14 protein-coding genes, 8 tRNA genes and 3 pseudogenes are annotated in these 24637 nt (G+C 41.1%); 4 read left to right on the top strand and 21 right to left on the bottom strand.

Translation table 11 applies throughout. From position 1 onward, the window contains the following. Nucleotides 1–430 precede the first annotated feature (430 nt). Together E0D71_RS11045 and E0D71_RS11040 are read right to left on the bottom strand one after the other, a co-directional pair. The gene (locus E0D71_RS11045) at nt 431–5692 is read right to left on the bottom strand and encodes a hypothetical protein (RefSeq protein WP_133003375.1); all 5262 of its coding nucleotides are present in this window, start codon (nt 5690–5692) and stop codon (nt 431–433) included. 2 nt (nt 5693–5694) lie between these two features. After that, nucleotides 5695–6534: a hypothetical protein gene (locus E0D71_RS11040; RefSeq protein WP_133003374.1), complete on the bottom strand. Its 840-nt coding sequence runs from the start codon at nt 6532–6534 to the stop codon at nt 5695–5697. A gap of 331 nt (nt 6535–6865) precedes the next feature. Here E0D71_RS11040 and E0D71_RS11035 point away from each other — a divergent pair, with 331 nt between their 5' ends. After that, entirely contained in the window at nt 6866–7780 is a 915-nt protein-coding gene (locus tag E0D71_RS11035) for a LysR substrate-binding domain-containing protein (RefSeq protein ID WP_133003373.1), read from the top strand. A 161-nt stretch (nt 7781–7941) separates the two neighbouring features. On the opposite strand, the gene E0D71_RS11030 is transcribed toward E0D71_RS11035, so the two are convergent. The 7 genes from E0D71_RS11030 to E0D71_RS11000 form a co-directional block, all read right to left on the bottom strand. After that, nucleotides 7942–9612, bottom strand: coding sequence for an electron transfer flavoprotein-ubiquinone oxidoreductase (locus E0D71_RS11030; RefSeq protein WP_133003372.1), 1671 nt, complete (start codon nt 9610–9612; stop codon nt 7942–7944). Between the two features lie 123 nt (nt 9613–9735). Further along, nucleotides 9736–10665 (bottom strand): FAD-binding protein, encoded by a 930-nt coding sequence (locus E0D71_RS11025; RefSeq protein WP_133003371.1) that lies wholly within the window; start codon nt 10663–10665, stop codon nt 9736–9738. After that, nucleotides 10662–11426 (bottom strand): electron transfer flavoprotein subunit beta/FixA family protein, encoded by a 765-nt coding sequence (locus E0D71_RS11020; protein WP_133003370.1) that lies wholly within the window; start codon nt 11424–11426, stop codon nt 10662–10664. The genes E0D71_RS11025 and E0D71_RS11020 overlap by 4 nt, the downstream gene beginning before the upstream one ends. Before the next feature lie 77 nt (nt 11427–11503). Then, nucleotides 11504–12901 carry an FAD-binding oxidoreductase gene (locus E0D71_RS11015; RefSeq protein ID WP_133003369.1) on the bottom strand — a complete coding sequence of 466 codons (1398 nt, stop codon included), beginning with the start codon at nt 12899–12901 and terminating at the stop codon, nt 11504–11506. A gap of 128 nt (nt 12902–13029) precedes the next feature. Further along, nucleotides 13030–14502: a tripartite tricarboxylate transporter permease gene (locus E0D71_RS11010; protein WP_133003368.1), complete on the bottom strand. Its 1473-nt coding sequence runs from the start codon at nt 14500–14502 to the stop codon at nt 13030–13032. Between the two features lie 32 nt (nt 14503–14534). Next, nucleotides 14535–15026 carry a tripartite tricarboxylate transporter TctB family protein gene (locus E0D71_RS11005; protein ID WP_133003367.1) on the bottom strand — a complete coding sequence of 164 codons (492 nt, stop codon included), beginning with the start codon at nt 15024–15026 and terminating at the stop codon, nt 14535–14537. Between the two features lie 70 nt (nt 15027–15096). Next, nucleotides 15097–16029, bottom strand: a complete 933-nt coding sequence (locus tag E0D71_RS11000) for a tripartite tricarboxylate transporter substrate-binding protein (protein WP_243712025.1) — start codon at nt 16027–16029, stop codon at nt 15097–15099. Nucleotides 16030–16541: 512 nt separating this feature from the next. Between E0D71_RS11000 and E0D71_RS10995 the strand changes: the two genes are divergently transcribed. Beyond that, a complete protein-coding gene (locus tag E0D71_RS10995; RefSeq protein ID WP_133003365.1) occupies nt 16542–17948 on the top strand; it encodes a VOC family protein in 1407 nt (468 codons plus the stop codon). Between the two features lie 296 nt (nt 17949–18244). Here E0D71_RS10995 and E0D71_RS10990 read toward each other — a convergent pair whose 3' ends face one another. From E0D71_RS10990 to E0D71_RS10980, 3 genes are all read right to left on the bottom strand, one after another. Further along, on the bottom strand, nt 18245–19261 hold the full coding sequence (locus tag E0D71_RS10990) for a WYL domain-containing protein (RefSeq protein WP_165942986.1): 1017 nt from the start codon (nt 19259–19261) through the stop codon (nt 18245–18247). Nucleotides 19262–19792: 531 nt separating this feature from the next. Then, a tRNA-Val gene (locus E0D71_RS10985) sits at nt 19793–19868 on the bottom strand. A gap of 110 nt (nt 19869–19978) precedes the next feature. Further along, nucleotides 19979–20055 (bottom strand) — tRNA-Asp (locus E0D71_RS10980). A gap of 267 nt (nt 20056–20322) precedes the next feature. Here E0D71_RS10980 and E0D71_RS10975 point away from each other — a divergent pair. Beyond that, nucleotides 20323–20549, top strand: a pseudogene (locus E0D71_RS10975) (IS3 family transposase); the annotation flags it as partial. A gap of 175 nt (nt 20550–20724) precedes the next feature. Here the strand turns inward: E0D71_RS10975 and E0D71_RS10970 are convergent. Further along, entirely contained in the window at nt 20725–21609 is an 885-nt protein-coding gene (locus tag E0D71_RS10970) for a LysR family transcriptional regulator (RefSeq protein WP_133003363.1), read from the bottom strand. A gap of 107 nt (nt 21610–21716) precedes the next feature. Between E0D71_RS10970 and E0D71_RS10965 the strand changes: the two genes are divergently transcribed. Beyond that, nucleotides 21717–22217 carry a nuclear transport factor 2 family protein gene (locus tag E0D71_RS10965; RefSeq protein ID WP_133003362.1) on the top strand — a complete coding sequence of 167 codons (501 nt, stop codon included), beginning with the start codon at nt 21717–21719 and terminating at the stop codon, nt 22215–22217. 113 nt (nt 22218–22330) lie between these two features. On the opposite strand, the pseudogene E0D71_RS10960 reads toward E0D71_RS10965, so the two are convergent. From E0D71_RS10960 to E0D71_RS10925, 8 genes and pseudogenes are all read right to left on the bottom strand, one after another. Further along, a pseudogene (locus tag E0D71_RS10960) lies at nt 22331–22645 on the bottom strand (transposase); the annotation flags it as partial. Continuing rightward, a pseudogene (locus E0D71_RS10955) lies at nt 22629–23094 on the bottom strand (IS3 family transposase); the annotation flags it as partial. The pseudogenes E0D71_RS10960 and E0D71_RS10955, both read right to left, overlap by 17 nt. Before the next feature lie 574 nt (nt 23095–23668). Further along, a tRNA-Val gene (locus E0D71_RS10950) sits at nt 23669–23736 on the bottom strand. A 67-nt stretch (nt 23737–23803) separates the two neighbouring features. Then, a tRNA-Asp gene (locus E0D71_RS10945) sits at nt 23804–23880 on the bottom strand. A 52-nt stretch (nt 23881–23932) separates the two neighbouring features. Continuing rightward, nucleotides 23933–24008 (bottom strand) — tRNA-Val (locus tag E0D71_RS10940). Between the two features lie 160 nt (nt 24009–24168). Continuing rightward, nucleotides 24169–24245, bottom strand: a tRNA-Asp gene (locus E0D71_RS10935). A gap of 52 nt (nt 24246–24297) precedes the next feature. After that, a tRNA-Val gene (locus E0D71_RS10930) sits at nt 24298–24373 on the bottom strand. A gap of 160 nt (nt 24374–24533) precedes the next feature. Continuing rightward, nucleotides 24534–24610, bottom strand: a tRNA-Asp gene (locus tag E0D71_RS10925). Between the last annotated feature and the right edge of the window lie 27 nt (nt 24611–24637).

Here is a 24637-nt window from a genome sequence, read left to right as displayed (position 1 = left end):
ACCTTGCGAAAAAAATACAGGTATATTACTTGATAATGTCTTTTATTGATAACCCAAAGCAGTCTATAGCCTTTTATCGCCAGCTAAATTATCTCTATCAGTAACCTGCGCCATCCCTGCATCTCCCCCTTGGAACACTTCGGGCACTGCCTTCTACATTAGAGCAAACACAGCTTTGCTGTGGGCGCCTCGCGGCGCCTAAAAACTCTTCCGATCACATTATTTTCTTTAAAAAATACAGTAGCCAACCGCGAAAGCAGCAGGAAGAGACAATAGCAGTAAACAAAGGAAGCTTTCTTCAAGTTTTCTTTCTAACCAAGTGTTCATCATATCGAGATACCTCCACTCATTCATAAAGTTTAATCCAGAAAAGATGAGCAAAGAAAGCTATTGTTCCTTTCAATGAGCAAGCCGTCTTTTTAACGTTACATTAACTCAATGCTAGCTTCTGCTGTAACGTCATTAAGAACAAGGCATGACTTAGCTTCAACATACTCACCCCCTCTTCTTCTCTATTCTTGCTTAGCAGTCTTAACTCATGACATTTCACTAGAATACCATGCTGATGCCTTCTCACCTCTGATTGTGGCTTGAACTCTGGATACCAAGATAATCGCCCCAAAATAGCTTGCCACTCCGCTCGTTTATTTTCGGGTACTTTACACACTCGGTCTGAGGCATCCCAAGCGTGCCCCCATAGGGATAAAAAACGGTTTAATGTAGTTTGATCAAGAGAAAGTAATACTTTTATGGGTCCCCAAAAATCAGGGTCAGATAGGTATGCTTCAGCGGCTTTTGGACGATAGGCATCAGGCAACACGACATTATTGAGGCGAGCTGGAATGGAAAAAGCCCGATAGCCAACATCTTTCTCTAACGTGTCTTGATAGGCTTGCCAAACACGACTCACAAAGCTGGTTTCTAAATCAGACTTTTCAATCACATACTGGGCCTGTTCACCATTCAGATCAATACCGTTACTACCTGAGGTCACATTGAGGTATTCCAGCACTCTAAGTGACCGCTCAATGTCTTTGATCGATACCAGCCTCGCAGTAAGAGTATCTTGCGCAATATCACTTAACTCTAGTTCTGGAAAGTGGCTTCCCTCTTCACTAATAAGATTTGCTGTGGCGCCCTTTGTTATTAAATCTTCGAGTATGCAATAAGCAGCAGATAAACCTGTTTTGTTTTTCTGTCGGAAAAATTGTGCTTTAGGCATTTTAACAAGAGCTTGTAAGCCGCTATCTAAGGTTTTCAGAGATCTAAGTTCTCGCTCTATCGCAAGCCATCTCCAATAATGAGTCAGGTGAATATAGTTACTGATGGTGGTTGTCGCTGAACTGTGACCGACCATCATTGCCAACGCTGGTAACAAGGCATGACGTGTTGATGGGTTGCCTATAGTCGCTTGGCGAAAACTCTCTTGAAACTCTGCAAAAGTACCGCATGGCAACCATCGCTTGATGGATAAGGCAATCGGATCTGTCTGGCTATCACTTAATTGCAATGCTGTTGAAATAAAGTTTATACCCGTATGCCTGCAATCATAAAGACGCGTACTTTTATCACCTGTTGCCAGTTGAAGGGCCTCTGTTACTCGATTGAATGTTTTATCCATACTTCGAATACGGTTTGGAAACAATGAATCACAAAATAATGGAGAATTGCCATTTTGCGTCTTTGCTTTCTCAATGAACCCGTGAATTCGCTCTTGCTCATCTGTTGTCATTAAGACAGTGTAAGGAATTCGTCTATTCCCCTTAACCGTCTTGGTACTACCAAAAACATTACTACGCACCGAACACAGACCACTTTGCACACACCAGTCGTTTACTCTTAGACGTCGAGTTTCTCCACGTCTTGTCATTAGTCGATAACTAATAATGAGAACAGCAAGACAAGATTCTTGCTCTGATGGGGTTAGATATTGGTCATTTTCTAGAAGATTAAACGCCCTTTCGTATTCCACATGCGTGATGATATTTCGAGTAATTGCTTCATCGACTAATGGCACATCCAGATCTTGCCAATCTACTTTGGGAAATGGAAAATATCGTCGGCATTGTTTATGAAAGTCCATCAAACGTTTTGATCTGGATTGCGTGTGAGTCGGCTCTCCCATGTCAATCACACCTTGATAAACATCAATAAGGTCGTCGTAGTCTAATGATAGTAATGATGTATTCGAGCATAGCTCACACAACGCAGGACCAATCGTAGATAAATATGTTTTTATTGTCGATATCTGCAACCCAGTATCGCGCTGCCCATGTCTAGAAGCCGCTTCAAGTAGCCAGGACAGAATCAATACTATTATTTCAGGCAGCGAATTGGAGTCATTTACCAACTCGCTAACAGATGATCGTGACTTGCCATCTTTAATCAAATGATTCCAATAGCTTCTTATGCCCATCTTTGCATTGTTATCTGCTTCATCAAGTGCTTGCGGTAACTCTTTAAAAAACGCTTTGTAAAACGATTTGTCCTTAGTCGTTTTATAGGATCGTTTTTCCAATGCCCTCTCTTGGACAGAGGCTAGCTCCTGAGTACTGTTAAGCGTAAAAAACTGTATTGGTGATATCAAACGCATCAAGGCATGAAAAGATAAGTGTTTCGTTTTAACCGTACCTTGACGTAGCCCGAATAGAACCCCAGTTTCACCTGGTCGAGGATTAATACTAATGTGTTTAAGCAAGCCAACCAGACTCCAGGTATTAGCTTGAAGCTCGCGCAAAGCTACATTAACAAAGTCACGCATTAGGTTTAGGAGATTTCCAGCAATGCTTTGACGCTTTCGGCCAGTTAGAAGGATAAGACATTTATCAAGTTGTGCAATGTTGAACTTTACACTTCTTGAATCCGATTTATTCAACAATAGAATCAATAGCACACTACTAATGCCTGAAAAGATGATAGGCTTCTTCTCAATATCGCCAGTTAAATAATGGTTCTTATAGGAAATATTTTCAATGATTAAGGATTTCTCAGTCTTTATTTTTAAAAAATCAGCGACTGTATTTTCCCCATCAAATATGAGAGATATTAATAATATCGACTTTAAATAGTCATTATCTAGACCTTCATATTGATTAAACAGAGCTGCAACTAGCTCAATAAATTGAGCATACAGAATTTGGTGACTATGCTCAGCCATGTGCATTCTATAAGGAAAAACCGTTTCAACTTTTGGGCTCTTGAAATATACACCTTTGAGTAAACGCTCAAAGGTTTCATCATCTAACTGATTGCCATTCTCATCGATCATTAAGGCTTCTAATTGTTTCAACGCTTCTTCATGTATAAATGGTTGATCAGCAAGCTTTTCATCAAGAAGCTCATATACTGATTTATTAGTAGCTTTCACCTCTGCCATAACACTAGTTAGAGCGGTTGTCGCTAATTGTTTAGTCGTTATAGTGTCATTACCGTTGATTGTTTCTGGCAAAAAATAAGTGGCATCAAGCTTTGCAATGCCACTAAATTTGGTACGCCTCAAATTCACAAAACCAAGTTCGTTTAAACTATTCCCAATAAAGTCTCGATGTGAATTCTTCTCATCATCATGCAAGCTTCTTAACGATGTGTTCTGAAAAGAATTAAGAGCGGATGAAACATGCCCCATTTGATGATCTAAATATTGAGATGATTGGGGTTGCTGAAACATGGCTTGATAAGAAAGCTGTCGCATACAATTTTGGGGAAGTGTCCAATCGTCACCTAAGCACATTGAAATTTGCGAAGTTCCAGCTGTAGTCAACGTATTCTCACCCACCCAAACACCAAGAAAAGGGGTATTGCCTCTGCGGGATAAAGACGCAATCAATATTTCAGAAAAAGGATGTCGTATAGCTATTAAGCGCTTAATAATTTGCTCAACCCACCCCTTAGAATTTCTGATTTGTGAGGATAACATTTCTGGAACGGGTATAATTCGAACGGCACTTTCACCGAAGAAAATCTTATCAGCAACAAGAACCTGTGAATAATCATAGTTCCAACAAGAGTGTTCAATAAAAATTGAATTGTGTCGTCGATGACTAGTAGCACACGCGAACATGGTCACTGTATAAGCTGCGATCAAATTATAAATATATCTTAGCTGTTCAAGGTCTTTTTCCGTTTTAACTGTCAGCAACAATTCATTTAAAGCGCTCACCTTACTTGCTAATCGTTGTTTAAAACGAGCCACTGAAATAGATAGACGAGATCCTACCATCCCTGCTTGATCAACATCTCGGGCACTGGACATATCAACTGGTGTAAATGGGTTGATGGCTTGTACAAAGAGCCGCTGAAGATCTTCTGCACTCGCAGCCATGTAGTAGTGCCTTGTCGAGTTAGAAAAACTGTTATTTGCAAAAATTAACGACGCAACATGTTGTCCGAACCGATCTGCAACACAAGCAAATAGCCAGTAACGAAGCTCCCTTCTACTAATAGGCCTTTGTAATTGCCCTATTTCTCGAATTTCTCTACAGGCATGATTAAGAAACTCCTTTGCTTGTTTTTCATTACTGAGATCCAACCATGTCTCAACTGTACATTGATCTGAATGGAGCACTACCCCAGATATAATTCCAATAAAAAGCTCAGGGATGGGTAAAGCTAACCATTGCTGATGATTATTTAACCAAGGTAAGTTTTCTTCTGAAGGACTAAAGCGGTTTTGGACATCAAGCTCTCTACGCCAGTAGACATGTGCTTGAAGATCAACCACACCATACACAGCTCCATCACTCATTAGAGGCTCTACTTCAGTCGTTAAATTAGTAACATGCAGCCCCAAAATTTCATGCTCTTTCAACGCAGTGAGCATCACTAATGATGCTAATACAGATGATATTGAGCCAGACGCTGAACTCAACCATTTCCGAACACCTTGCACTTCGAGAGATGATAAACGAACTGGGCAAAGCAGCAGACCAAACTGCTCTCTGGTTTCAATGATTTTATTACGAAATAAATCTCGCTGTGCAGCACGAACTGGAAATACAGAGCTTTCATCTAGTTCAATGTGTTGGCTCTCTTCGGGTTCCTCTATCGTTAATTCATTACCAGAAAAGGGTATTGGCTGCGTTTGAATCTGAGGCTTGTGATGTCGCTTTCTTCGCGGTGGGATGATGTCAGCACGGACATCACTTTTTAACTGAGTAAAAACCGACCAGCCTTGTTTAACAAGTTTAAAAAAAACAAACGAGACTGCATTTCTTTTGATGTTCAAATGTACAACATATTCCAATGTTTCCAACAAATCCAAGCCATCAGGAACTTCAGATATCATTAATCTACTAGACGTGATCAAACGTCGAATATTTCCAGCTGCCTCCATAATAGTTACACTATCGCGAGGTGAATTGTTGTGGGAAAATAGTGAAATAAATACAGCGGATTGCATTAATAATGGAACCCTACTCAGCTCAACTGAATAGTAAGTAGCAACATCAATAGTTGCTAAAGTAGACACAGCTCTAGATTCAAATTTTCCTGTGACGTTTGTTTTCAGCAGATGTAAATCAATTTCAGCCGAGACGCTTTCCTGGAATAAAGCATCTACGCTTAATAGTGGCTCTTCTATATTTTGCTTGTATTTAACAGCACGTAAACCTCGGACAAAAAAACGAAGCGCGGCCCTCTTTTGATCAAATGACACACCCTCTTCAGGCCAATTACTCAGTAATTGAGAAATCATACTCAAAGTCCTAACTGATTTTGCGGACTTTCAAATACGTTAAAACTAAGTAAATTGTATTTCCCTCCTGTAATCTGCTTAACTTTAAAGTCGAAAAAAGGACCTTCAGGCAACAAACCAAAACCATATTCCTTTCGAAACAAACAGAATTGATCATGGGATAATGTTATTTTTTTGCTGCCCTTACCCGTATACGGCAACACCATAGTTTCGCTCTTTTTCTTATCTACTGCTATAATTTCGTATTGTTCTAAATTATGCGGCTTATCATCAATTTTACTAATTAACTTGTGTGGAACAGTTTCTGTATTAATGATAATAGGTTGATAATCATCAATTTCGACAGTAATTTCTTTGCCTTTAGATAGCTCACGTATAGTTGCAACTGAACTCGCAATTTGTTTAACGCAGTTTTCGCCTGCAATATCATAAACTGAGTTGTCTAGCTTAGTTTTTGCATTATTAATAGTATCAAAGCATTTACCGTAATATTTGAACGATGTATCCATAACATCACATACAATTTTTCGCACAGTACTAAATAAGTCTCTGTTTTTATCATCGAAAAAATACAAAATCTTAAAGTATTTAGGAAATATTAGAATTGAGAAACAATCTTTTTTTAGTTTGAAGCCTGCTTGTTTTTTTTCTAACTTCAGGAGACCGTTACTATTGGCTATAAACGAAATATCCCCCAATAGTTTACTGATAAGTTTAACAGCTTCATTACCACTACTGTCCATCGCAGAGACAAGCACACCACCTTCTTTCTCATAAAAAGCTATCCCTTCAATTTCAAGATCCACCTTACATACCACTTCACCTAAGTTCATTTCAGCCATGTGTAATCCACCATTAAAATACAAAAATCAATCAGTTGACTTTTTGATACTAACAGACGAAACAGAAAATAAAAGAGTAGTCGTGAAAAGCATGCGTCACCATATGACGCAGGAGATGGGTTTTATAAAATCCCGAAATAGGTCATGAGTTACGTTGAGGCTATTTAATAAAAGTGGATTGTTTACACGAAGCTATTTCGCTATCTTATTTTAATTCATACCTATTTTATTTAAGGCATAAATCTGGCGTTTCAGTAATTGTACATTTAAGTCACTACATTTAAACTTCCTAAAATTCTAAAATTGAGACAGAGGTCTATAGAGTACATATATGACTAATAAATCAACAAACCAGCGCCGACTTACCCCCTCCATGCCTTGGCTATTAGCTTTTGAAGCATCTGCAAGGAACCTTAGCTTTACGCTAGCAGCCAAAGAGCTTTCTCTCACACAAAGCGTTGTAAGCAGGCACATACAATCATTGGAAGATTTACTGGAAGTTGAATTATTTGTCCGAAACGGAAAACAATTACAATTGAATGATGCGGGTGCAATGTACATGCGAGAAGTGAGCAGTGGACTTCAACGAATACGCAATGCGTCACAAAATTTAAATACCTATAAGACTACAGCAACATCAATTAACCTTGCCTGCTTACCAACCTTCGCTGCAAAATGGTTAATGCCACGTTTGGCTGATTTCTATATTGAGCACCCCAACATTCTTGTTCACATACATGCAAAAGTACGCCAATTTAATATGGAATTAGAAGGAATAGACTCTGCTATAAGTGGTGGTGGTCGAGCTTGGCCAGGAATGACATCGTACCACCTAGTCAAGGATTATTTAGTACCAGTAGTCAGTCCTGCACTACTCGAAAGGGTACCTTTTAACACACCATCTGATGCTGGATTACACACGCTTTTACAAGTATCAACAAGGCCCGATGATTGGTTTCAATGGTTTGCTGTCCATGACCTTTCAACAACCAATATTCGTCTTGGGCCTCAATTCGAAATGACTTCCCATGTACTCCAAGCCGCATCCGCTGGAATTGGAATTGCGTTGGTACCCTCTTGTCTCGTTGAAGATGAAATTGCAAACGGATCATTAGTTATACCTTTCACCCCATTAAAAGTAGATGCACTAAAATATGACTACTCTCTACATATAACCCCTCATCAAGACCAGTCTCCTACTGTATCAGCTTTACGGGAGTGGCTTCTAAAAATGTCTACCCAATAACAAATCCTATCAATAACCATAAGAGACTCTGAACCGATAAATAACATTACAGGCTACTTGATCGCCTAAGATCTCTCATACCCCTATCCAGAACAGCACTGTACTGGCCGAATAAAACTCTTAACGACTAGCAGTGCTTTGGCATATAAAGCAGTACAGTATTAGAAATTCGGATAATTTGGTCCGCCAGCACCTTCAGGAGCCGTCCAGATGATGTTCTGAGAAGGGTCCTTAATATCGCACGCCTTGCAGTGTAAACAGTTCTGCGAGTTAATCTGAAAAAACGCACCAGATTCTCTTTCATTAACCTCATACACCCCCGCGGGACAGTAGCGTTGAGCTGGTTCTGCGAAAATAGGTAGGTTTCGCACTATTGGAAGACTTGAGTCCTTCAGTTTTAGATGACAGGGCTGACCTTCTTCGTGATTAGTGTTTGAGATGAATACTGAGGACAGTTTATCGAAACTTAGCTTGCCATCTGGCTTGGGATACTTAATTTTCGTGCACTGGTCCGCAGGCTTCAGCTGAGCATAATCCTGCTTGTTATCATGCAGCGTTATTGGCAATTTACCGCCAAACAGATTCTGATCGACAAAATTAAAAACGCCTCCGAGAATCGGTCCGAATTTATGCATCGATGGTCCAAAATTACGGGATCGAAACAGTTCATCATAAGCCCAGCTCGCCTTAAATTTGTTACTGAAGCTATTCAGTTCAGAGCCGCCTTCATTACCCTCAGCAATGGCTTCAAACACTGCTTCACCAGCCAACATGCCCGATTTCATGGCGGTATGGGTCCCTTTGATCTTACTGAAATTAAGAGTGCCTGCATTGCAACCGATCAATAATCCACCAGGAAATACCATTTTAGGTAGCGAGTTAAATCCACCCTTAGCAATGGCACGAGCACCGTACGCCACACGTTTTCCGCCATCGAGATGATTCGCCAACACTGGATGATGCTTCAATCGCTGAAACTCATCGAACGGACTAAGCCACGGGTTTGTATAATTTAAATCGACAATGAGACCAGCTGCCACTTGGTTGTTCTCCAGGTGATATAGGAAGAAGCCTCCAGTAGTATCGCCTTCAAGCGGCCAACCTGAACCATGCACAACCAAACCAGGCCTATGCTTTTTCGGATCAATTTCCCAAAGCTCCTTGATGCCAAGCCCGTAATGCTGAGCATCCGCTTCAATATCGAGGTTAAACTGCTCGATCAACTGCTTACCGAGATGACCACGGCAACCTTCTGCAAAAAGAGTGTACTTCGCATGAAGTTCCATCCCTTCCATATAGTTTGGCCCTTGCTCACCTGAAGCTGTCACCCCCATGTCGCCTGTTGCAATACCTTTAACACTTCCTTTGAAAGGTCCATTCTCATGAAACAGAATTTCAGCGGCCGCAAAGCCAGGGAATATCTCCACGCCCAAACCTTCGGCTTGTTCAGCCAACCAACGACATACATTCCCCAGACTAACCACGTAGTTATCCAAACCATGGCCAGTGTTATGCATCGTCTTGGGTATCAGTGCGTTAGGCAGCTTTTGCGCTATCGTTTCACTTTTAAGAAGGTAAAGCTCATCTGAAAACACTGGCGTATTCAATGGTGCTCCCATTGCCTTCCAATCTGGAAAAAGCTCATCCATAGCACGGGACTCAATAACAGCCCCCGAAAGAATGTGGGCACCAATTTCAGAACCTTTTTCGACAACACAGACAGTAAGCTCCATCGTCTTTTCCTGCGCTTGTTGCATTAAGCGACAGGCCGCACTAAGCCCAGCTGGCCCGGCACCGACAATGACTACATCAAATTCCATGGATTCACGCATGGGGGAACCTCGTTTACAAATAATGAGCGCGTGACTATACATACACGATGATCCATATGAGAAAGGAGCACCGTCAGCCGCGTTTAATTTTACAGAGTATAATTAGAAGCTCTGGACTCGGTTTTAGAGCTTCGCTTCCAGTTCAGGTAGAATCTCAAACAGATCGCCTACCAAACCATAATCAGCCACTTGGAAGATTGGCGCTTCTTCATCCTTATTGATCGCCACAATCACCTTAGATTCTTTCATTCCCGCTAAATGCTGGATCGCACCAGAAATCCCCACGGCAATATATAACTCCGGCGCCACAATTTTTCCGGTCTGACCAACCTGCAGATCGTTGCTTACAAAACCGGCATCTACAGCAGCCCGAGAAGCACCAACCGCAGCTCCAAGTTTGTCAGCAACCTTTTCAAGCAAATTAAAACTCTCGGCAGAGCCCATGCCCCGTCCGCCAGATATCACGGTGTTAGCTACCGCTAACTCTGGACGATCTGATTTAAGCAACGCCTCACTAACAAAGCGCGAGCGGCCCATATCGAAGACAACATTTACAACGTCAATACTGGCATTACCACCTTCAGCTTCAACCTTATCAAACGCTGAAGCCCGAACAGTGATAACCTTAACCACATCATGGGAATGAACCGTTGCGATAGCATTACCAGCGTAGATCGGACGCTTAAAAGTATCGTCTGATTCAACACCGACGATCTCTGTAAGTTGCCCCACATCAAGTAAGGCTGCAACACGTGGCATAGTATCCTTAATGGTACTGCTCGCTGCGGCCATAATATGGCTATAGTCAGCAGCTAACTCAACAATCAAGGCACTTAGACTTTCCGCCAAGCCTTTTTCATACACTGCGCTATCAGCCAACAACACCTTGCTAAGACCCATAACCTTGACCGCGTCATTAGCAACACTCTGGCAACTACTGCCTGCGACCAGTATTGTAATTTCGCCACCAATTTGACGAGCAGCGGTCACTGCACTTAAGGTCACTGGATTGAGTTTGTTATTGTCGTGTTCAGCAATTAGTAAAATACTCATCCCAATTTCCTTAAAATAATCTTGGCTTCGTTTTTCAGCTTATCAATTAGCGCATCAACACTATCAACCTTAATGCCCACTTGGCGTTGAGGTGGTGTTTCTACTTTTAATTGAGAAATATGCTTCTTAAGATGAACGCTCAAGTCTGCTGGCGTTTTCACCTCCATTGGTTTTCGCTTGGCTTTCATGATGTCTGGTAATTTGGCGTAACGTGGTTCATTTAGTCGCAAGTCTGTAGTAACAACAGCGGGCAGAGTTAATGATAAAGATCGTAGTCCACCATCCACTTCGCGAGTCACTAATGCCTTGCCATCTTCAATCTTTACCTCCGAAGCAAAAGTACCTTGAGGCCAGCCGGTCAAAGCGGCTAGCATCTGACCGACTTGGTTATTATCAGAGTCGATAGATTGCTTGCCTAGGATTACCAATCCAGGCTCCTCCGATTCCACGATCTTAGTGAGGAGTTTAGCCACGTTTAATGGCTCTGGCTGCATCTCCGTTTCGATATGTATGGCACGATCCGCACCAAGTGCCATGGCAGTACGCAGCTGCTCTTGAACAGCATTAGGACCGATTGAAACCACCACGATTTCAGAAGCCACACCCACTTCTTTTAGACGGATTGCTTCTTCAACCGCAATTTCGCAAAAGGGATTTAGAGACATTTTAACATTAGTCAAATCCACATCTGAGTTATCAGTCTTTACGCGTACTTTAACGTTGTAATCAATAACGCGCTTGACGCTAACAATGATTTTCATAAAAACATCCCGACATTTTTATTTGAGTGAATTAGCGTTTACCTTAGAATCATCTACATTCAAAAAATCTAAAACAATTATAAGTTAGTTTTATCCGGTAAAACTTTTCCACGATTCAACAAATCTTTCGGATCCATTACTTCTTTTAGCTTCATCATCAACGCTATCTCACCAGGGTTTCTAGAAATATTTAAGTGATTTTTCTTCTTTATACCTATCCCGTGCTCTGCTGAAATAGATCCACCAATGGCTTGTAGTGGCTTATAAACTAAGTCTTCAATGATAATCCGAATTTCCTCATTAACTTCTCCCATAGAAATTGAGACGTGCAAATTACCATCACCTAAATGTCCAAATACAACCACTTTCGCATCTGGCCAGATATTTCTCACTGAAACTTCTAATGCATTAACATAGGTATTCATGTCTACAATCGATAAACTAATATCAAAAACAAAACGTGGAGCGATTAACTCTGAAAGCCCTTCTATATCTTCTCGAATAGCCCAAAGACGATCACGTTGTGCATCCGAGCTTGCTATTACGGCATCGCTTAAAAGTTCTTTTTCAAAAGCCGATGTAATCGCCTGCTCAAATCGTTGTGCTGTCTCTCCTTGGTCATTACCCAAACTCTCTATCAACACATAAAAGGGAGAACTTGTATCGAGAGGGGGATTATGACGACCGCTTTCTTCCGTCAATAATGCATAATAACTGCGCCACATCACTTCAAATGCGCCGAGCCCTCCCCCTAAGGTTTGTCTCATGTGCTGCAGTAACCCAATGAGATTTTCAAAGCTGTCGCAAGCAACTAGAGCCGTTTGTGACGCAGACTGCTGTGGTTGTAATTTGAGAACCGCACGGGTAACGATTCCAAGCGTTCCTTCACTCCCGATAAACATATGTTTTAAATCATAACCAGCGTTATTTTTAAGCATATTATTCATTGAACTGACCACTGAACCGTCAGCCAGTACCACTTCAAGACCCAGCACTTGATCTCGCATCATGCCGTAGCGGATAACTCTTATACCGCCCGCATTCGTCGCAATATTGCCACCGATAGTACAAGATCCACGAGCACCCAAATCCAACGCGAACTGCATCCCGATTTGCTCCGCAGCTTCTTGAACAACTTGGAGCGGCGCCCCAGCCTGGACAGTCAAAGTACCGCCCACAGGATCTACCGATTCAATTTCAGTCATACGCTCAAGCGAGATAACCAACTCATTCGATGCGGCTACAGCACCGCGCACCAAGCCTGTCAAACCACCATGTGTCACGACTGGCTGATCCGCTTCGTAACACAAAGCCATTACTTGTGATAACTGATCGACATTAACTGGCCTAACAAGCGCTAACGCCAAACACGGCTCTCTTGTAATCCAATCTGCTGATCGTGAACGGACATCCTCATCACGCAGGATGTTTTTTTCACCTACTACTTTTTCTATGGCATCCAATAAAGCATCCATATAAACCCTCAATTCTATAATAAATGTGAATATAAAAATCTTTATAAACAGGCAAGGTTAACCCTTACCAGAAAAGGAAATAAATCATTGAGTTTTGAATTAACCCTTTAAATCAGAACAATAACTTTCTATTTATTTCTATATGAAAGCCATCGCTTAACAGAAAAGATAATTGATAGTAATGTAAGTGCAATAAAGAACCATGTAATTGGCCCTCTAAAGAAAATAGACATATCATAGTTACCAATTAACAAAGATCTTCTAAGATTATCTTCGAACATAGGTCCTAATATGAATCCAATTAAAAAAGGTGCAGAAGCCATCCCAGTTTTATTGAATATATAACCTAAAACACCAAACCCCATCATCAACCAGATATCAAATGTATTGTTATTGACCGCGTAGGCGCCATATACACAAAACATCACAATAATTGGGAATAAGATTTCCTTTGGAATATCTGCGATTTTTGAGAAATACTTTATTGCACCAAGTCCAACAACCAATAAAAACAAGGAGCTGACCATGATTCCTATGAAGAGCGCATAGATGAGAGAGAGATTATCTTGGAACATCAAAGGACCTGGTGTCAGCCCATGAACCATGAATGCCCCAAGAATAATCGCCGTTACAACATCTCCTGGAATCCCAAGTGAAAGCAATGGAATCATAGTCGCCCCTGCTACACCATTGTTTCCTGCTTCAGAGGCTGCAACCCCCTCTATTTCGCCTTTACCGAAGCTCTCTCGATTTGGAGATTTTCTTCGCGCTTCACTATAAGAGATAAAGGCTGCCGCAGTCGCACCACTACCAGGAATAGCACCAATGATGACGCCAATGAAACTGCCTCGAACAATTGTTTTAAAACATCTTTTGAACTCACTCCAAGAGACCTCTTTACCGCTTGCATTAATAACAATTTTTGATGCGACTTTTCGTTGGTAAAAATCAATTACTTCAGGGATAGCAAAAAGACCAATTAGCAACGGAACGAATGAGATCCCATCCATCAAATTGTAGTCATTAAAAGTAAAGCGTTGAGATCCATAGACAGGATCTAAACCTATTAAGGAAATCATGATCCCTAACGTAGCTGCCAAAAAGCCTTTGAGAATCGAAGAACCTGATAAAGACACGATAATGGTTAAAGAGAAACAGATGAGCCAAAAGAATTCCGGAGCACCAAAATTTAAAGCAATTTTTGCAAGGTACGCCGCAAAAAATATCAGTGAAATATTAGAGATGATATCGGCTATCACTGATGAATATAGAGACATTTTTAGCGCTTTCTTCGCCTCGCCATTCTGCGCCATAGGATAGCCATCCAGTAGCGTACAAGCAGAAGCCGGTGTGCCTGGTGTACGAATCAATATTGCTGTTATTGATCCTCCATACATACCACCTTTATATATCCCCACTAGCAATAGTATCGCTGAAACAGGCTCCATAGAGAATGTAAAAGGTAACGCTAACGCCACGGCCATGGTTGTTGTAAGCCCAGGGATAGCACCAATCACCACCCCTAAAAAAACACCGATAGCAATTGCAATGAAGTTATCCCATACAAAAAAGAGTGTTAACACTTCTGAAAAATTTTCCATAAAACAGTCCTAAATATACTCAAGAATCTTATTTAATAAGGCATTACAGGTAATGGCACACCTAGAACCTTGGTAAATAATAAAGTGATAGCAACAGGAATAATTACTGCGAGGCTGTAAATCCATTTATTCCGAATTGGATGAGCGGCAAAGAGTATAAGAGTGGCTAAGACGCCACTAAATATGGAACCAAATAGTTCAAATAAAAACAAATAGACCAATAACGCCAGAGCCATTAACAAAAACCGTAAAATGGGGCCTTTTTCAGATCCGTCAGTTTCCTTATTGTCTTTATTCTGACTGAATAGGCCTTGGATAATCAGCAAAATTGCTATTATAAAAATCAACCACCCCATGTAACGAGGTAGCCAGCTTGGAGACATCATAGGGTTCTGAACCATTGCTGGCTCAGTGACATAGTGAGGAACAAGATAAAATAGTAATATACAAGCGAAGGCCAGCATCACACTGCCAACCATGACTGTCGAAATATCAGCGGATGATTGCTTAGAACCTTTAAACATTTTCAGGCACCTTATTAAGCTTATTATTATTTAGAGAGGTAGAAAAATCCTACCCCTCTCGGTAACCATATTACTTCTGACGAACACCGGCTTCTTCGGCAACCATTTTCCAACGTTCAACTTCTGAAGCGATAAACAATTTGAACTCCTCACCAGAAGCCGTGCTCGGCTCAGCGCCCATTTTTTCGATGAATTCAGTAAACTCTTTTCTTTCTTTCACGCGTTGTAATGCCGCTTGTAAGACCACTACCCCTTCATCCGGAAAGGCATTGCCTGCAATTATCCCATTCCATATCGTTGTCACAAATCCCCCCAATTCATAACCTTCCGTTTCTGTAACGGTTGGTAGATTAGGTAATAATTTGAAACGAGTGCTTGAAGTGACGGCAAGAGCTTTCAAGCCACCAGATTGGATATGAGGAAGAACGGTAGAAGCGTTCTCAAATGAGACATCAACATCACCACTTAAAAGAGCAGGTAGTGCTGCACCACTGCCAGGAAATGGAACCGCTGTAAGCTTTGTTTTAGTTAGTGTTTTGAATAGCTCGCCAGACATATGTACGGAGCTGCCTACCCCTGGATGACTGAAGGTCATAGGCTTCGATTTGGCCGCTGTAATAAATTCTGCAACGCTGTTATACGAACTACTAGAAGGCACAACCATAATATTCGGAGCATCAAGCAACTTCTCTATAAATTTGAAGTCGTTTACAGCATCATAAGGAAGATTAGGGTATATAGAAGCACCAATTACATGCCCAGGTGAAGCCATCAAAATCGTATGATCTGCATTACGACCACCACGAGCAAGACGCCCCGTCGCCACCGTTGAACCAGCACCAGGTCGGTTCTCTACAATGACGTTTACATCCAGTTCATTTTGCAATAGATCCGCCACTCGACGCGACAATACATCCGTATTGCCACCCGCAGAGTACGGCACTACAAGATGTATGTCTTTCGTTGGCCAATCAGCAAAGGCAGAGCTTGATCCCAGCCCCATTACAACACTTGAAGCAACAAGGGACATTGCGATAACAGTATTTTTAAACTTCATTTTTTTGCCTCTTTTATTTTTATTTCGGCTTTAGGTTTTATTTATATATTCGATACACATATTCTAAAAAATAAGAACATAAGACAACATCAAAATATGAACACCATGCATTCATTTTTTGAATTCGTGTCTTTTTCATGGAAAATTAGATCTACTTTTTAGTTCCTCATATATGAAAATAAAAAACCAACAAAAACAATAGCTAATTTTAAATGAGCTGATATTTGTCGAATAAAATGATCATATAAAATCAAAATCTGTATAAATCAATAGCCTTGACGCATCATAATATCTTAGATTAAAGGCTTAGCATTCAAATTTAGAATGATGTTATGCGTATAAATCGTTTTATATTTTACTCCCGTCTACATCAAAATAATTAACGTTGATGATTTAAATGAGCGTAATCGTCCGCTTATTAAAGATTCCAATTTAATAATTCTGAAAGGTTTTAAGCCATGCAACCAAAGAATGAGAGTTTTGAAAATCCATCTAAAATTCGTGCGAAGTTCTCTAAGCACATGTCAGATATGTACCAAGAAGAGGTGCCACTGTATGGTGATTTGCTCACTTTAGTAGAAGACATTAATCAAGAAGTGCTTGAAATATCACCAAATACTAAAGCTCAGTTAGAGCGTACTGGCGAGATAAAACGCTTATCAATGGAACGCCATGGTGCTATTCGTGTAGGCACACCATCTGAGCTTTCAACAATTCGTCGCCTTTTTTCTGTCATGGGAATGGAACCAGTTGGATATTACGATTTAACAGCTGCTGGCGTACCTGTACATTCCACTGCATTTCGCGCGGTACGTGAGGAAGACCTACAAGTCAGTCCCTTTCGAGTGTTTACATCGTTACTTAGGCTCGAATTGATCGACAATTTAGAAACACGACAACTTGCAGTCGACACTCTAGCTAAACGACAAATATTCACTCCAAGATTATTAGAACTAATCAAACAGTACGAACACGACGGTGGTTTGAGCCAGGTTGACGCAGAGACCTTCATTGATGAAGCGTTAGAAACATTTCGCTGGCATACGACTGCTACTGTCACAAGTAACGAATATAAAAAACTACATAATCAGCACAGATTGATTGCGGATGTGGTTGCTTTCAAAGGGCCTCACATCAACCATTTGACTCCTCGCACGCTAGATATCGATCAAGCTCAAGATCAAATGCCTGCTCGAAACATCACACCGAAAGCCGTTGTAGAAGGTCCACCACGTCGTAATTGTCCTATTTTACTGCGCCAAACTAGCTTCAAAGCTTTGCAAGAAAAAGTAACATTCAGCAACCAAGGCAGTGAAGCAGGCAGTCACACTGCTCGCTTCGGGGAAATTGAACAACGTGGTGCAGCTTTAACTCCAAAAGGTAGAGCACTATATGACGAACTATTAAACGCCAGCCGGTCTGAATTGAAAGAATTCCCTAATGAGGAAAACGCACAACACTACAAAGAAATACTAGTAAAAAATTTCTCTAAGTTCCCTGATAGTTACAAAGAAATGAACGATCAAGACCTCGCTTACTTCCGCTATTTTGTAACAGATAAAGGCTATAAAGCATTGGACAACACGACGCTACCAACTAATTTAAAGGATCTGATTAACGCTGGGTTCATCGAGTACGAACCTCTAGTATATGAAGATTTCCTACCGGTTAGTGCTGCTGGAATCTTTCAATCAAACCTCGGAGACAATGCTCAAGCACAATACAAAATTTCATCTAATCAAATAGAGTTTCAAAATTTTCTTGGAACAGAAGTGCTTGATGAACTAGACCTTTATGCTGATACGCAAAAGCGCTCAATAGAAAAATGCGGGGAAATACTCAATCTTGCACTATGCACAGCTTAATATAACAGAATGAGGTCAAATCAAAACTAACTGCTTGAAATGTATTTATAATACATTTCAATTAGTTAGACTGCTCCACCTCTAAATAATCAAGAATCAAACATAGTTAAATTTAAGGTGAATAATCTGCACCTATCTATGTTGCAAGTGTTGTTACTTCTAAAAAATACAAAACGACAAAACAGCATTCAAATCAGGCTGTATAATTACCAGACAATCCACACCTGTTTCCATCGACCATGAGGTTTGAAGTCCTATCATTTGAGAAAATATATCTTATTCTAGCCAAGAATACCCTATGCTGAAGAATTCAAAATCCCCCTAGCATGCTCATGTATTTTTTTACGCCACTCCATAGGCTCTATTACATTAATCTGTGAGCCATGGCTTAAAACCCACATAAACGTTTGCTGATCATTAGGAACAGTAACAAGTAAGTCATACAAGTCAGAATTATCTGATGACACCAACTCTTGATTAAGACTCAGAGGTGTCTCCAGCAGCGTCTGAGCCAATTCCTTCTTGATGGTGGCTCTAAGCTGAATATCATCACTCAACGGCTCAGACATCCTCACACCAAACCCACCTGAAGAAATGTGATCTTGTATATTGAAGCTAGGCACAGGACGATAGGCTCGTTCGGATTTTGTTGCTTTCAAAAATCTATGTAATGCAAAGTGCGCTATATCCTGATAGTCATTTGCTGACCCAACCAGATAACTCACACTATGGCGAATAATCATCCCATAAGGATGGATCACGTAGCTCTTCGGTTCATCCTCACCGCGTTTGTTATAAACGACATCTAATGCGTAGCCTTCAAGTAAAGCAAGGGAGAGATTCCACCAAATTTCATCATTAACTCTCGCAGGAACTAAATATTTACCATTTGGCAATGAGGTAACATGATTGGCCCAGTCGACAAGACTATTTTGCTTTAAGCCATCTAAGTAGTTTTGAGCAGTTTCAAAATATTGATTAAGCTGCTCCGTTGCAATTTTTGGGAGTAAACCAGAAACCTGATCCCGAGCAAGAACCCACGCCAAAGCCGCAGGCGTGTCCATGGACTCAAAGTTAATAGGACTATTACCTTTAAAACTCCACCTGTACATAGGTCTTGATGTATCACGATTTAAACCAAACTGCTTAGTTAACGCTTTAAGATCTCTCTGAAGAGTGCGCTCTGGGACACTAAAGCCTTTCCCCTCTAATACCGTTTGTATCGTTGCAGTCGATATAGCACGCTCAGGGCTATCTGGAATAGCTCTTAAGATCTCTATCTGACGAAATAATGCGTTGTAATTAGTGCCCACTCCCTGCCCCCTATGATTAAGAGTAAAAATCATACGCGAGCGTTCAATACGAAGACACCCACTTCGATACTATAAACAAAAAAATAACTTATTTAAGTATTTTGGTCACATGGGAGTTTTAACTACAACAAAGCCGACCAATCATACCTAACAAGAAAGTTCTTTATTCATCAATAAGTTATGCAAGTAAAGAAATATGCACTTTAGGTACTTTAAAGTCACTTAGTAACCAATGTGGTCACAGAATATTTGTGACCATGAATATCATGGTTTTATCGTGAACTAAAACAGGCGAAGGTCGAAATTAGCTATAAAATAGCCAAGCTGATCTAAATATGAGCAAAAATTGAAAAGGTAAATAATTAAGATGGTCACATGATGGTCACAGATTCGCCACATGCAAGTTTCTGCTGAAATTTATAGATTTAAAAAAGGAAGGGTAGACTGTAAAAAAAGAAGAACTAGAAATTTAATATATATTAAATTCAGTAAGTTACAGCCTTAAAATATTTTTATTTCTTAATTATCGAATGGTGGGTGTGGAGAGGTTCGAACTCCCGACATTCGCCTTGTAAGGGCGACGCTCTCCCAACTGAGCTACACACCCGCAATAATTTTACATCTTATTAGATGTGGAGTTTTAACTCCTTAATACTTAGATAGTGTGAATATCTAATAACGCTTTGCCAAACTCACTCCCTTAAGAAAAGAAGTAATTGGCGGAATGGACGGGACTCGAACCCGCGACCCCCTGCGTGACAGGCAGGTATTCTAACCAACTGAACTACCACTCCAGTCTCAACGAATACGATCTGAATTTTAAGCAATCTATAACTAGAAGCGAAAATTTCATTCTGCCCTCGATGACAACGACGCGAATTATAAGTGAAATTCTTATTAAATCAACACTTTAATTTAAAAAAACAATATTAATTCTGTTTCCAGCATTTCAGCCACACCACCCTACTCTTTAGCGCGCTCCCCCTTAACCAGAAACCCAACCCGATGCCATAAGCAACACGTCAAAAGCAGGGCTGACACCATAATGATTCGTCTTGCTCTCAGAATCACTGTTTAGAACGATAAGGTATCATCCACGTTGGCCGTGGAAGGTTTTAGATCATTAGAGGAATCACGCATACGGGTAAATGAATTTGTTTATCGCTGCAACCATGCACATCGCCATAGCAGGATTAAGTTTGTGACACCAAACCAGAGACAGTATGGTCTTGATGTTGGGATACTGGCGAAGCGAGAAATGTGGTATCAGACAAAAAGAAATGAGTATCCAGAGCGACACAAAAACGTAGCTTAAGATTTGAGGCGACCACCACCTTGAAAAACGCCGTTGCAAATACGCTTTTCAAGCCTAGCGAATCTTCCTACGCCAGCTATGACACCTCTCCAGCATGACCCCACTTACCTGTTTAGGCACTGAATTAGAAAGCGAATGCTCAAACGTACTATTTAACAAAGCCAGAAAGCCTATTTAAATCCCCTCTTATTGCTTCTTTCATAAAGTCTAAAAACACTTTTACCCGAGCGGAGCTTTGCAAATCTTTGTGGGTCATTATCCAAAGGTCTATGCTTTGGTGCTGTATATCTATATCGACTTTTTGTAGCGATCTAGAGTCATCTCCAACAAAACAAGGCAGGTAAGCCAACCCCATTTTATTTTCAGCAGCCATGACCAAAGGTTCAAAAGAGTCGGCTTTCATTAGTATTTTTTCTTGTGAAATTAAATTTGAAATCTGCAAAGAAGCACTGCCTTGATACATTACTAACCACGCTGCAGACTCAATAGGATGTTTGCCCTGCAAACTATTGATATAGTCAGGTGCCCCATATACCCCAAACGTTATTTTACATAATTTAGAGCCAACTAAGGTTTCTGGCAGCTCACTAGCAGGACGAATGGCAACATCTGCATCTAAATGCGAAATATCTAAGCGACGAGAAGTCAGGCTTAGCTCCAACTGAATCTTTGGGTAGAGTTGATGAAAAGCGGCTAGATGCGTGCTCAAGACTAAACGCGACAAAGCGTCTGTCGTGGTCAATCTTAGCGTCCCTTCTAGCTTCATTTCTTGACCAAAGATTTTATGCTCTAGAGCTTTCACGGTGGATTCCACCACCAAAGCTGACTCTAATAATTGTTGCCCTTCAACCGTTAATTTATAACCCGCAGAGAGTTTATGAAAAACGCGTATTTTATGGCGATACTCAAACGCCTCAAGACGCCGCAATACAGTACTGTGATTGACACCAAGTGCTCTCGCTGCGGCAGATAACGAGCCTTCATTCGCTACCGCTAGAACATATTGCAGATCGCTCCATCGCAAGCTGTGCATTTTTGCATACCATATGTGTTTAATTAGGGAATATACAAAAAAATAGCACAGGCATAATATTCATATCAACACATTAAAAATGTAAAACTGACAATCAGGAGAAAAAGATGTTTAAGAAGAATTTACTAATTGGTCTAGCGACACTATTGGCATTTTTCCAACTAACACCAGCTTTCGCAGATAACACCAAACCAGTTGACTCGGCTAAAACGCTAGAAACAGCTCAAGCATTCCTATGGGCAGCAGGCTCTGGCGATATGAAAAAACTTCAGTCATTAATGGCTGACGATTTTGTCTGGCACAATGAAGGTGACTCTAGCATTCCGTGGATTGGCAACTGGAAATCTAAAGACACTGTGCTTAACGTTTTTCTGCCTCGCTTCGGTGCAGGCCTAAAAGTCACTAGCTGGTCGACAGATTACAGCTTTGCAAGTGGTGACCAAGCAGTATTTATGGGTACGATGAGTGCAATTACTAACAAATCGGGCGTAGATACTGGAAAGTTCAGCTGGGCGGTACGAGTTCATGTTGAAAACGGCAAGGTAAAAAGCTGGAACTGGTTCGAAAACAGCTACGCAGTTTCTAAGGCTTACCACGCCAAAAAATAATGGCTAACCATCTGCCAAATTTGAAGAGCTCGATAGATTATTAGAATCTATCGAGCTTTTTAGTTTAAACGGACGCAACAGACCCACTCCCTCCCTTAACCCCAAGCTAGCACAAAATCAAAGATGCTGGTGTGATCAGGAATTGGGTTATCTAACGATAAGTCAGCAAATAAGCGCATGGACGTGATCTCACACAAGGCATCCTCCATCGCTGGATCACTCATGTTGTACCAATGTTTCATGCAGTGAATGCGGAACATGGTTGATAGCGGATAAGGCCTTCTGCCATTCCCTAGTTTAGGATAAAACGGCTCAATAACCGCTTCTAGTTGATCCCAAGGCATCAACTCATTCATGCGAGAAAGGAAAATTTCCTTACGTGTTTGACGGCGCTTGTTGTTGAACTCACTGTCGCCGCTCTTGTTGATATACTGCTTGCCTACTAATGCCAAGAAGCTGACAAGAACGACTTAAACTGATTTTTTCTTCAGTTTGAAGGCGCCTTGCACCTTGGCTATATACTTTTTCTGAGATTCATTCCGTGCTCAGTATCGAGAATATCAACCACCGTATTGAGTAAACGATTTCTCAATTGCTCATCTTCAAGCTCTCGCTCGAGTCTTTTGATAGTTTGGGCTGGCTTCTCTTTTGCCTTCGGTGATTTGGACATGGGTAACCTCATTGTAGTGGACCAATCCATTTTGCCGTGTTTTCGAAGCCACGTCAGCACCGTAGATCGACCTTGGATGCCATAGATTTTTTGAACTTGCTTATAAGTCATGTCGCCTTTTTCGACGGCCATCACCACCTGCATTTTAAAGCCCATTGTATAATCACGCTGTGTACGCTTACGCTTGATATTACTTGATGTCCCCATAATAGGTCTCCTAGGTGTAAACCTATTTCAGGACGGGACAATGTACGCGTCGGCTAAATCCCACTTGGTAATCTCTGTCAAACACCATAAAGCGAGTCTTTTATTTTTTCACGGGAATAAAAGACCTATGTTTACCGCTTCTACTCAGGGAAGATGTCACCTTAAAACGAAATAGCCGTCGTTTATACAAGCCAACACATCGTAAACAAACCCGCGTATAGACCACCCTCAGCGTCTCTCCAAGCACCGACTAAGAAAAAGCCTAGGTCACACAGCTTTAAATAGAACTCTACTCACACAAAACCAGGCGAATACACAAAGCAGCAAACGTTAAAAATTAGGCGAGAGAAAAAAAGAGTCAATGAGGTGAAACAAGGTGCTCGAAAAGAGAAAAACTGGAGGATTTGTGGCTTATTAGGGCGAACCTCAAAAACACACAAGAAAGGCTTTTGAAATAAGGCAACAAAAAATAGGAATCATTTATGGCACGGATCGGTCAAAAATAATTTATTGCATCAACAAAGAAGAATTCTTTATAAAAAGAAATCTAGAAAGGATTAACTGAAAAATTAGATGGTGGGTGTGGAGAGGTTCGAAATTCGCCTTGTAAGGGCGACGCTCTCCCAACTGAGCTACACACCCGCTGTTTAGATAAAGTGAATATCTAATAACTCGTTGCCAAATTTACTTTCTTAAGAAAAGAAGTAATTGGCGGAATGGACGGGACTCGAACCCGCGACCCCCTGCGTGACAGGCAGGTATTCTAACCAACTGAACTACCACTCCAACACAATCTAAAACTCTTGCTTATCTTTGAACAAGCCCACTGTTTAGTAAGTGGTGGGTGTGGAGAGGTTCGAACTCCCGACATTCGCCTTGTAAGGGCGACGCTCTCCCAACTGAGCTACACACCCGTAATAATTTTACATCTTATTAGATGTGGAGTTTGAACTCCCGGTGTTTTGCGCCTTGCTAGGAAACGAATCTCCCAACTGAGCTACACACCCGCTGTTTAGATAAAGTGAATATCTAATAACTCTTTGCCAAATTTACTTTCTTAAGAAAAGAAGTAATTGGCGGAATGGACGGGACTCGAACCCGCGACCCCCTGCGTGACAGGCAGGTATTCTAACCAACTGAACTACCACTCCAACACAATCTAAAACTCTTGCTTATCTCTCAATAAGCCCACTGTTTAGTAAGTGGTGGGTGTGGAGAGGTTCGAACTCCCGACATTCGCCTTGTAAGGGCGACGCTCTCCCAACTGAGCTACACACCCGTAATAATTTTACATCTTATTAGATGTGGAGTTTGAACTCCCGGTGTTTTGCGCCTTGCTAGGAAACGAATCTCCCAACTGAGCTACACACCCGCTGTTTAGATAAAGTGAATATCTAATAACTCGTTGCCATATTTACTTTCTTAAGAAAAGAAGTAATTGGCGGAATGGACGGGACTCGAACCCGCGACCCCCTGCGTGACAGGCAGGTATTCTAACCAACTGAACTACCACTCCAACACAATCTAAAACTCTTGCTTATCT

The sequence above is a fragment of the Marinomonas sp. KMM3893 genome, from assembly GCF_004352855.1.
Lineage (GTDB): Bacteria > Pseudomonadota > Gammaproteobacteria > Pseudomonadales > Marinomonadaceae > Marinomonas > Marinomonas arenicola.
The sequence above is the reverse complement of the archived record's forward strand: the minus strand, read 5'-3'. Positions and strand labels throughout refer to the sequence as shown.

What these genes read in the sequence shown, in the direction of transcription:
- E0D71_RS11045 (WP_133003375.1), bottom strand. Translation starts at nt 5,692, where the DNA reads ATGATTTCTCAATTACTGAGTAATTGGCCTGAAGAGGGTGTGTCATTT.
- E0D71_RS11040 (WP_133003374.1), bottom strand. Translation starts at nt 6,534, where the DNA reads ATGGCTGAAATGAACTTAGGTGAAGTGGTATGTAAGGTGGATCTTGAA.
- E0D71_RS11035 (WP_133003373.1), top strand. Translation starts at nt 6,866, where the DNA reads ATGACTAATAAATCAACAAACCAGCGCCGACTTACCCCCTCCATGCCT.
- E0D71_RS11030 (WP_133003372.1), bottom strand. Translation starts at nt 9,612, where the DNA reads ATGCGTGAATCCATGGAATTTGATGTAGTCATTGTCGGTGCCGGGCCA.
- E0D71_RS11025 (WP_133003371.1), bottom strand. Translation starts at nt 10,665, where the DNA reads ATGAGTATTTTACTAATTGCTGAACACGACAATAACAAACTCAATCCA.
- E0D71_RS11020 (WP_133003370.1), bottom strand. Translation starts at nt 11,426, where the DNA reads ATGAAAATCATTGTTAGCGTCAAGCGCGTTATTGATTACAACGTTAAA.
- E0D71_RS11015 (WP_133003369.1), bottom strand. Translation starts at nt 12,901, where the DNA reads ATGGATGCTTTATTGGATGCCATAGAAAAAGTAGTAGGTGAAAAAAAC.
- E0D71_RS11010 (WP_133003368.1), bottom strand. Translation starts at nt 14,502, where the DNA reads ATGGAAAATTTTTCAGAAGTGTTAACACTCTTTTTTGTATGGGATAAC.
- E0D71_RS11005 (WP_133003367.1), bottom strand. Translation starts at nt 15,026, where the DNA reads ATGTTTAAAGGTTCTAAGCAATCATCCGCTGATATTTCGACAGTCATG.
- E0D71_RS11000 (WP_243712025.1), bottom strand. Translation starts at nt 16,029, where the DNA reads ATGGGGCTGGGATCAAGCTCTGCCTTTGCTGATTGGCCAACGAAAGAC.
- E0D71_RS10995 (WP_133003365.1), top strand. Translation starts at nt 16,542, where the DNA reads ATGCAACCAAAGAATGAGAGTTTTGAAAATCCATCTAAAATTCGTGCG.
- E0D71_RS10970 (WP_133003363.1), bottom strand. Translation starts at nt 21,609, where the DNA reads ATGCACAGCTTGCGATGGAGCGATCTGCAATATGTTCTAGCGGTAGCG.
- E0D71_RS10965 (WP_133003362.1), top strand. Translation starts at nt 21,717, where the DNA reads ATGTTTAAGAAGAATTTACTAATTGGTCTAGCGACACTATTGGCATTT.